Raw genomic sequence first — 9,511 nt, 5'->3', positions numbered from 1 at the left:
CCTCTACCCCCTGCCCCCTGCCCTCTGCCCTCTACCCCTACCTACTTACCAGTTACCAAATAGGGAGAATTAATGGGTTGAACACGACCGGCATTAACCAGGGCTTGATATACAAAAGCCGCAATATCAGCTCTAGTTGCTTGACGCTGAGGTGCAAGTTCTTTAACAGTGGGATAGTTAATGACTAATTGCCGTGAAGTTGCGGCTGCTACTGGACTAACTGCATAACTGGGAATTTGACTAGCATCAGTATAGAAGTTAATCACAGTCTGAGTATTCGCAGTTAAACCCAAACCATTAGCTAAAGCAACTATTGCTTGCACTCTAGGAATTTGTTGTTCTGGTTTAAAGGTTAAATCAGGATAACCAGACAGGAACGGACTACTAGAAGCTGTTTGAATGGCGCTATAAGCCCAATAATTGCTTTTGACATCGTTAAAAGTAATGCCTTTGCGTGTTGCTGAAGGTTTAAAAGCCTTATTGATAATGGCAGCAAATTGAGCGCGAGTTACAGGTTCATTGGGTTTAAAACTACCATCTGGAAAACCAGCGATAATATTTTGAGAAGCTAAGGCTTCAATGTAAGCTTTTGCCCAATAACCTGTTTGTACATCTTTAAAAGCAGTATTTACAGTATTTCCAGTATTCCCAGTATTGTTATCGGGAGGTGTAGTCACCTTAGCCGCGACAAAATCCACAGCACCAAAAATCCGTTTCTCGTTGATATCGTTACCAATAGCGACAATTTTGCCTTTAGTAGCATTGTTCAGGTCATAACGGGCATTATCACGGATGAGATTACCACCAGGATTTTCACTCGTACCCAAGTTAGGAACTGCACTAATAGTAGAGACAATACCATCTCGTTTATTACTGCGAATGGCATTTTTACGGAGTGTGGGTTTTGCAGTTTCCGAGATAAAAAGACCGTCTGTATTTTGGGTGATATTGTTACTTTCTAATAAAGGTGTGGAACTACCACCAATCGCTACACCAAAACCAGTATCTTGAAATAAGTTGCCACGAATCACACCTTGAGCCGATTTAGTTACGGAAATTCCATTGCCCTTATTTTTCAAGAAGATGTTATTTTCGATTTGGGGATTTCCCGTACCTGTCACAAAAATCCCTTCTCGGATGCTGTTAATAAAGGTACTATTTTTGATTACAGGGTTACTGGATTCTACCCATACAGCCGTTCCCCGTGAATTCGGGTTGGTAAAAGTTAAACCTGTAATGATAGTGCCATTATTCGCTAACAGGGTAATGTCCTGTCTAGCAAAAGTGCGACTGGTGTAATAGCCACCACCGATAATGACGATTCCTTCACCTTTGTTGGATTCATTACCTTGAAGCGTGACTCCAGAATTGAGAACAAGGGGGAATGTTTCACCACTATCTTTACTATAGTTTCCAGGAGCAACCTGAACAACCGTCCCGGCTGTAGCTTTAGAAAGGGCAAAAGTGATAGTTTTATAGGGGGCTTCTGTAGTTCCATTACCAGAAGTATCTTTTCCAGTGACAGAGTTAACGTAAATGATAGTCCCACTAGCTGGTACTTGGGCTGTTAAAGTTGGGGACGCACCAGCTTTAAGTTGACTAAATATGAGAGTAGAACTACTGGCAACTAATAACAAAGCGGTGAGACTGGTCTGTAAAGATAAACGAGAAATGTGAAAACCCTGATTTTTCATTTTTTTACTGAATTATGTGCTTTTAATTATGGTACTTTCACAAGAGTGCAGTGTAACAGATATTCATCTGCAAAACTTATAACAAACTATACCTGATGATTAGGACTTATGCAGCTAAAATTCTGATTAAAAAAAATAATGTATCGCAGGAGTCAGGAGTCAGGATTAAAACCCTGTTGTGGGATGAGTTTCATAAATATCTACGGTACGTTGACACAAATAATTGATGTCCTAACCTGTTGTGCATTTAATTTGTATAAGTGGAACAGGCATCTTGCCTGTTAAACAAGAGTTCAGAATATTAGGATTATACAATTTAGCTGTGTAACAGCTTAACCACAAGAGGAATGCGGTAGTGTTGGCAACTTCCCGTCTTCAGACCGAAGGGGAAAACGCACACAGGCGAATTGATTGCCTTCAATATTCGTGATACAATCAAATTGTCACTAAGGGACTTCCAATTAAAAAAATACCCAAAAATTTCTTGTTGTGCGGGACGAATTGCCCGCTAATCATCAAGGACGGGCAGGATTCCCATCCCACAAAATTGGGTAATTTATTTTTTGGTGTTCCCTTAGTCTAAACTCCAATTATTATTGTTTTTCTCTGTTATACATAAAAATTGAGGATAAGATTTCTTATCCCCAAAGTCCTTGCTCAAAGCAATTGGTAAATATTTGTTTTGTCAAAGGGTTAATAAGCTAAAGTTTCTAAAGTCTCTCTTAAATACATTTGTACTTGCTGATCTAGACGTAAACTTTGCGATTGAGCGTTACATTCTAATTGCCATCTTTGAAAACCGGAACTAGCAGAAATCACGTATTTCAGGTTATGCCAAAATTGAGTATTAGCAGATAATTGATGATTTATACGCTCACCATTGACATAGCCTTTGCTATCGGTACTATGCGCGTAGTTGCTAGAAGTTGGAAATTGAGCCATAATTCCTCATTCCTTGTTGTTCACTTCCAGATTTAGACAATTTGGGATTTTAGATTTCAGATTGATAATTTATTTCACATTCCCGGGAAAGACGTAAATCTAGTTACCCAAACCTAAAATTGAAAATTTTTGTTTAATCTGTTTTCAAGATAATGGTTTTATACCTGAAAATTCTGTCGCATTCATCACTAAATGCAGAATTTTCTGCGAGAAATTTCTAAAACAACTTGTTTTCAATTAAACAGGGAATTTTTTTAAAATTTATAGCAAACCCAGGGGGTCAAGACATCAATAGATCATGAAACTCCAACTCAAACAGGGTTTTGCCTACTTCTTCCTTCTTGCTTCTGCCTTCGTGTTTTTTGTTTCTATCCCTACGGGACGCGAACTTGGTTCATTAATTCCTGACTCCTTTTAAGCGGAGTGCTGATTTTACATTATTTGAGTGTTGAACTCGAAACAGTCTCAATTCAACACTCATCAACTCAGCACTCAACGCTGGATGCACGTCACTACTTAGTCATAGTTAAAGTCCGACGTTTAGTTACCAATTGGTAGGATTCAATGATGTCATTTTCCACCCAGTCATGGAACTTATCAATGCCGATACCACATTCATAACCTGCGTTGACTTCACGGGCATCTTCTTTCATCCGTTTAAGGGAATCAAGGACACCTTCATAAACTACCTTATTATGACGACGGACGCGGACTTTACAGTTGCGAACGAGTTTACCAGATTGCACATAACAACCGGCAACAGCGCCACGACCAACTGGGAAGACAGCACGAACTTCTGTTTGTCCCAAAGGTTCTTCCACCAGTTCGGGTTCGAGTAGACCTTCTAAAGCACCTTGGATATCTTCCAAGAGTTTGTAGATGATGTTATATTCTCGAACATCTACACCTGCTTCATCCGCAGCCTGTCTAGCTCCACTGGCGTAGGTGGTGTTGAAACCAATAATCACAGCGTTACTGGCAGCAGCTAAGTCTATGTCTGTTTCGGTGATTTCTCCAGCGGTAGCTAAGAGCATCCGAATTTGGACTTCGTTTTGCGGAATTTGGCGCAGAGAGCCGATAATAGCTTCTACAGAACCTTGTACGTCGCCCTTGAGGATCAGATTGAGTTCTTTTAACTCGCCTTCTTGTGCTTGTGCTGACAGGGTAGTGAGGGTGACACGACCTTGTAACAATCGAGACTGACGTTGCTTGTCGGCGCGATCGCTGGCTATAGAACGAGCTTCTTTTTCGTTTTCATAGACCTCGAAATCATCACCGGCAGCAGGGACATCACTTAAACCCAATACCTCTACTGCAAAGGATGGACTAGCGACATCTACACGCTTACCACGATCATTCACCATAGCCCGGACTTTACCGAAGGCTGAACCAGCGACCAGCATATCTCCGACATGGAGAGTACCGTTTTGAATCAGCAAGGTAGCAACTGCACCTTTCGCTTTATCCAAATGAGCCTCAATGACTGTTCCTTTTGCGACTCGATCTGGATTAGCGGATAGTTCGGCTACTTCCGACACCAACATAATCATTTCTAGGAGGGTATCGAGATTTTCGCCCTTAATGGCACTAACGGGAACCATAATGGTTTCACCACCCCAGTCTTCGGCAGTTAGACCGTAATTGGTGAGTTCCTGTTTAACCCGTTCTGGTTGTGCGCCTTCTTTATCAATCTTGTTGATGGCAACAACAATGGGAACATCGGCAGCTTTAGCGTGGCTAATAGCTTCGATGGTTTGGGGACGAACGCCGTCATCAGCAGCTACGACTAAAACGGCAATATCTGTCACCCTAGCTCCTCTGGCACGCATCGCGGTGAAGGCTTCGTGACCAGGAGTATCGAGGAAAACAATCTGCTGTGGTTTACCTTCATGGACGATATCAACATGATATGCGCCGATATGTTGGGTAATACCGCCCGCTTCCCCAGAAGCAACTTTGGTTTTGCGAATTGAGTCGAGGAGAGTGGTTTTACCGTGATCTACGTGACCCATGATAGTGACAACTGGGGGACGACGAATGAGGTGATCTAAGTCAGTCACGTCAATCATTTCTGTGACTTTCCGAGCTTCAGCTTCTCGTTCGACGATTTCGACTTCTACTTCTAGTTCTTTGGCGACTAGGGTAATGGTCGGAATATCCAGATTTTGGGTGATACTGACAGCCATGCCTTTCATAAACAGGATTTTGACAATCTCTGTATCGGCAATTACTAAGGCATCAGCTAACTCTTGGACTGTTAATGGACCAGTGACAGCCAGTGTAGCTGGACGATCTGGTTTTTGCTCGACATTTTCTTGACGACGATTGTGGTCGCGGGAAGAGCTAGATTTTTTGCCCCTGGTAGTAGGAGCAGCTACAACCGCTACAGTTGGCGCACCAGCACGGGTTCCTTTGGGTTTGGGAGGACGGGCAATGGAAAGACTAACTTGGACGGCTGCGGAAATTTCTAGACCGTTTTCGTCTAAATCATCCTCATCGAGTAAATCATCTTCTAAGATTGGTTTGACCCGTTTGCCCTTGGGTCCTAACTTAGCCTTTTCTTTGATTTCGTCAATGATTTCTTCTTCTTGCCATTTCTTCCCACCTTTGTTTAAACGAGGGGGTGTAGGGCGTTTTAAATCGAGCAGATCGGGAACAATTGGTGTTTCATCCAATGATTCTTTTTTCGCTCCGCCGATATTATGCCGGGGTGGAGTTGCCGTGGGAATGGCTGCTGGTTCACCGGGACGTGCGGGTCTAGGACGTTGGATATCACCGCCGACGGATGGTCTGCCAGTGCGCTGTTCTGTCCTTGTTGGGGCTGCTGAATTAGCCCGACTAGGTTTAGGTGGTGCGGATGGTGAACCTTGGTCAGATGATGGTTTATTAACCTTACTTCTGACTGGTTGTCGGTCTTCCTCAACCCGCTGGGTGCGATCGCGTTTAAGCAGAGGTTTTTCCGATGTTCCGATTACCGGTGTATCTGGCGATTTTGTGGCATCTACTCTGGCAGGGGGAGAAACCAATTGGGGTTTTTGCGGTTTCTCTGGTTTAGGTCTAGGAGTAGATATCTTCTCTGCTTTTTCCCCTACTACCTTTTCCGCCACCGGTTGAGGATTAGATACCTGTTCCGGTTGGGTAGGATTAGGTTTGAGCGGAGTCTCGGATTGATTCCGGGGAACTGGTCGAGTTGGTGCCGTCGGCTTCATAGATGAGACAGGTGTAGCGAAAGGCCGTGGAGGTGAAGGACTATTAGCCTCAGTAGCGTCAGTAGCAACTGAAGTATCTGGTGAGTTGGTAGTAGTGTTTCTCAATATTTTCGGTTTGCGAATTTCTAGAATTTGCTGTTTGTGATTGGCACTGGGACGGTTTGGGGATGAATTTGGTTTATGGCCACTTTTACCCTGTTCCTTTTTGGAGACTAAGTTCGCAGCAGCAACTTTTTCGGCGGCGCTACGAATTTGTTCAGCTTCCGATTCGGAAATCGTACTGCTGTGGCTTTTGACCGCAATATCGAGCTGATCGCAAATGGCTAGTAGCTCTTTATTGTCCAAATTCAATTCCTTTGATAAGTCATAGATTCTAACTTTTCCGTTGTTCATCCACTCTTTCCCCTTTAATTTACAGTTTTAATGGATGGTTGCCTGGTTGGTGACATCTCCACCCTTTGATCACTGTTTTTTCGGTTGCCCTTGGTGATATTGCCGGTGCCTCCAGTTAGGAAAGAGAGATGTTTCGGGTTAATACTGACATCTCCACCAGGAATGATGGTTGATGCAGAACTGCGATTTGACGCTACCAGGTTGCCATTTTTGGTTTTTTTGTTTTGCTGATTTGTGAGTCTTCCACAATACAATCAAAAAAAAACTTTCTGGGAGTAATGCCTTACGTCTTGTCCAAAAAAAGGAGATCGAGAAAGCTGGTTACATCCATTTACTATTTTGGCACTAACTTGAGCGATACTAAAGGTTATGATCAGAGCGCGAATAGTTCGGCTTTTGTCATAATATCTTTAGAGGTTATCGCAATTTTAGTTGTTACCATTAAATCTGATTTTGGCGATCGCCCTGATTTAGACGCTGCCACAATGTTTGATACACTGTGTCTGGCACTGTCCCATGCAGCGATCTTCCTAGTCTATTTTTTTTCTGAGCTACTTGCAGGCAACTCTCTTGCGGACAGATATAGGCAGAACGCCCCATGCCCTGATCTAATTGTACCTTTCCAGATGGAAAGACGCGGACAATCCGCCAAAACTCTTGTTTCAAGTTGACTTGACGGCAACTAATACAACGCCGATAGTTCGGTTTCATCAGTCTTTTGCCAGATTCAGCTAGATATCTTCCAGATACTAAACAATGTATTTTTTAATGTCAGTTGTCAGTTGTTCGTTGTCAGTTGTCATTGGGAAGAAATATTCCCCCTGCTCCCTGCTCCCTGCTTACTGCTTCCGTTCTATAAAACTTACCCAAAATTACCAAAGTCTAGACACATCTGGACAGCGATAATCTTAGTGTTTATTTCCTGCTTCATCGCGGTCTTAGAATGACTTCCAATCTTGTTTGCCCGCTCCACAGGCAATCTCGGTAGAACTTACCCTTACTTTCTCAAATTATTGCAGGCAAATTTGGGGAATTAATCTTCCTCGCTATTGTTGAATCTATCCTCATCCAATTCTAATTCTTCTGCCATGTCATATTCTCGGTCAGACCTATCATCCTGATCATTTCGTGGTTGATTTTGCGCTCTCACCGCTGCAAATTTAATATCTTCAGCTTCCTGGTCATATTTAGCCTGATCTTTAATGTCAATTTTCCAACCAGTGAGACGGGCTGCTAACCGCACATTTTGCCCCTCTTTACCAATAGCCAAACTCAGTTGATCTTCCGCCACCAAAACATGGGTTTGGCGACTTTCTGGGTCCATCAGTCTAACTTCATCTACCCGTGCTGGACTTAAGGCATTAGCAATATAGGTAGCTGGATCTGGAGACCAGCGAATCACATCTATTTTTTCACCACGTAATTCATTAACTACTACCTGTATCCGTGATCCCCTCGCACCAATACAAGCGCCAACGGGGTCTACATCACGATCTAAGGTATCAACAGCAATTTTTGTCCGGGGTCCGACATAACGAGAAGGAGGATTAGCTTCTCTGGCTACAGCCACAATCCGCACTACCTCATCTTCAATTTCTGGGACTTCATTGGCGAATAGATAAACTACCAAACCTGCATCAGCACGCGATACCATCAACTGTGGACCCCGTTGCTGTCCTTGGGAAACTTTTTTCAGATATACCTTAAAAGTTGCATTAGCACGATAGTTATCATTGGGTAACTGTTCTCGCTTGGGTAACTCCGCGTCTACCTCTGATTGTCCAAATCCACTACTCACAGCCAAAATCACAGACTGACGTTCAAATCGCAATACTCTAGCTTGCAAAACCGTGCCTTCTAAGTCTTGAAACTCTTCTTGCACCATTTGACGTTGTTGATCTCGCAACTTTTGCGCCAATACTTGCTTAGTTTGCATGGCTGCCATGCGCCCAAATTCACCCTGGTCTGGGGTGACATCCAATACCACAGAATCTCCCAGTTGAGCTTCAGGGGCTACTTGCTGTACCTCATCTAAGGAAATTTGATGATCAGTATTACTAACTGCATCAACAATAGTTTTGGTGGAAAGAACCCGAAATCCCTCACCCTCTATATCCAATTCTACTTCAAAATTATTAAAATACTCTTCATCAAATTGTCTACGTTCTAAATTTTGGGCGCGACGATAACGTTCGTAACCCTTAATTAATGCTTCTCTAATAGCCGCTTGTACAGCCAAACGGGGCAAATTTCGTTCTTTGCTAATACTTTCAATTAGCTCTTTTAATCCAGATAAAGTCACCATTGACATACGCAGTCTCCTAAAATTTTATGTAAGCTAGTCAGCACAATTAGATAATTGTTAAGAAATAATTGTTTTCTTCAATACCTTCGCCATTCTTTGTAGGTTGGGTTAAGCAACAGTGCAACCCAACGCATTTGTTGGGTTTCGTTCCTCAACCCAACCTACAAATCTACAAAGAATGGCGGTTTCCAATTTGGCGAAGGTATTGTTTCCATAACCAATTACTCCTTACCAGTTACCAGTCCCTAATCCAAAGTCTAAAATCTAAAATTGATTAGCTACGCTCATCTATTTGTACTTTGGTAATGAGGTCACGCGGGATTTTGATTACACGACCTTTTTGATTAAGGTAAACTGTGGTTTCATCCCGACGCACCAATAGACCTATCCAATCTTGCTGTTGTTCGTAGGCTGGGGAAGTGGAAATAACTACAGGAAATCCTTTGAAGGAAATAAACTCCCTGTCTGTTACCAGTTGCCGCGAAATACCAGGACTGGATACTTCCAATACATAAGCGTCTGGAATGATCTCTCCCGCGTCTAATGACGCTTCTAAGGCACGGCTCATCCTTTCACAATCATTCAGGCCAATGTCCTGTAGAGGATTAAAGATATCTACTCGCAAGACTGGGGGGCTTTGGTTCGTATGAAAAACTATACTAACAACTTCCAATCCTAGTTCTGTGGCTACTGGTGTCGCCAAATCAATAATTTGTGGTATTAAAGGATGAGTCATGGGAGAATTCAATAAAAAAAGTGGGCTTCAACCCACTTCCTGCGACAGGGATATCTTCCAAGAAGTACTGTGACGAACTGCATTAGTTCGCCCCTAAAATGAGTGTAGCCTATTTCTTCAGTTAGTCATGACAGACTTGAAAAAATTGGGAATGAGTAATTGGGAATGGGTAATTGATGATTGGGAAAAATCTTCTTCCCTACCTCCCCTACCTCCCCCTGTCTCTTATACA

At 42.9% G+C, this 9,511-nt stretch carries 6 protein-coding genes; all 6 read right to left on the bottom strand.

Annotation, left to right across the window (positions count from 1 at the left end; genetic code table 11):
* Window positions 1–41: 41 nt before the first annotated feature.
* The 6 genes from IQ228_RS13855 to rimP all read right to left on the bottom strand — a co-directional run bounded on the left by IQ228_RS13855 (window position 42) and on the right by rimP (window position 9,279).
* Window positions 42–1,694 carry a DUF1565 domain-containing protein gene (locus tag IQ228_RS13855; RefSeq protein WP_027402041.1) on the bottom strand — a complete coding sequence of 551 codons (1,653 nt, stop codon included), beginning with the start codon at window positions 1,692–1,694 and terminating at the stop codon, window positions 42–44.
* Between the two features lie 693 nt (window positions 1,695–2,387).
* Window positions 2,388–2,636 carry a hypothetical protein gene (locus tag IQ228_RS13850; protein WP_035081624.1) on the bottom strand — a complete coding sequence of 83 codons (249 nt, stop codon included), beginning with the start codon at window positions 2,634–2,636 and terminating at the stop codon, window positions 2,388–2,390.
* 512 nt (window positions 2,637–3,148) lie between these two features.
* Window positions 3,149–6,238: a translation initiation factor IF-2 gene (gene infB / locus IQ228_RS13845; RefSeq protein WP_027402042.1), complete on the bottom strand. Its 3,090-nt coding sequence runs from the start codon at window positions 6,236–6,238 to the stop codon at window positions 3,149–3,151.
* A 441-nt stretch (window positions 6,239–6,679) separates the two neighbouring features.
* The gene (locus IQ228_RS13840) at window positions 6,680–6,949 is read right to left on the bottom strand and encodes a YlxR family protein (RefSeq protein ID WP_071992767.1); all 270 of its coding nucleotides are present in this window, start codon (window positions 6,947–6,949) and stop codon (window positions 6,680–6,682) included.
* Between the two features lie 322 nt (window positions 6,950–7,271).
* Window positions 7,272–8,549 carry a transcription termination factor NusA gene (gene nusA, locus IQ228_RS13835; protein ID WP_193963187.1) on the bottom strand — a complete coding sequence of 426 codons (1,278 nt, stop codon included), beginning with the start codon at window positions 8,547–8,549 and terminating at the stop codon, window positions 7,272–7,274.
* A 268-nt stretch (window positions 8,550–8,817) separates the two neighbouring features.
* Window positions 8,818–9,279, bottom strand: coding sequence for a ribosome maturation factor RimP (gene rimP, locus IQ228_RS13830; RefSeq protein WP_193963185.1), 462 nt, complete (start codon window positions 9,277–9,279; stop codon window positions 8,818–8,820).
* Window positions 9,280–9,511: the final 232 nt, after the last annotated feature.

The organism is Dolichospermum sp. LEGE 00246 (assembly GCF_015207865.1).
GTDB lineage: Bacteria > Cyanobacteriota > Cyanobacteriia > Cyanobacteriales > Nostocaceae > Dolichospermum > Dolichospermum heterosporum.
The sequence above is the reverse complement of the archived record's forward strand: the minus strand, read 5'-3'. Positions and strand labels throughout refer to the sequence as shown.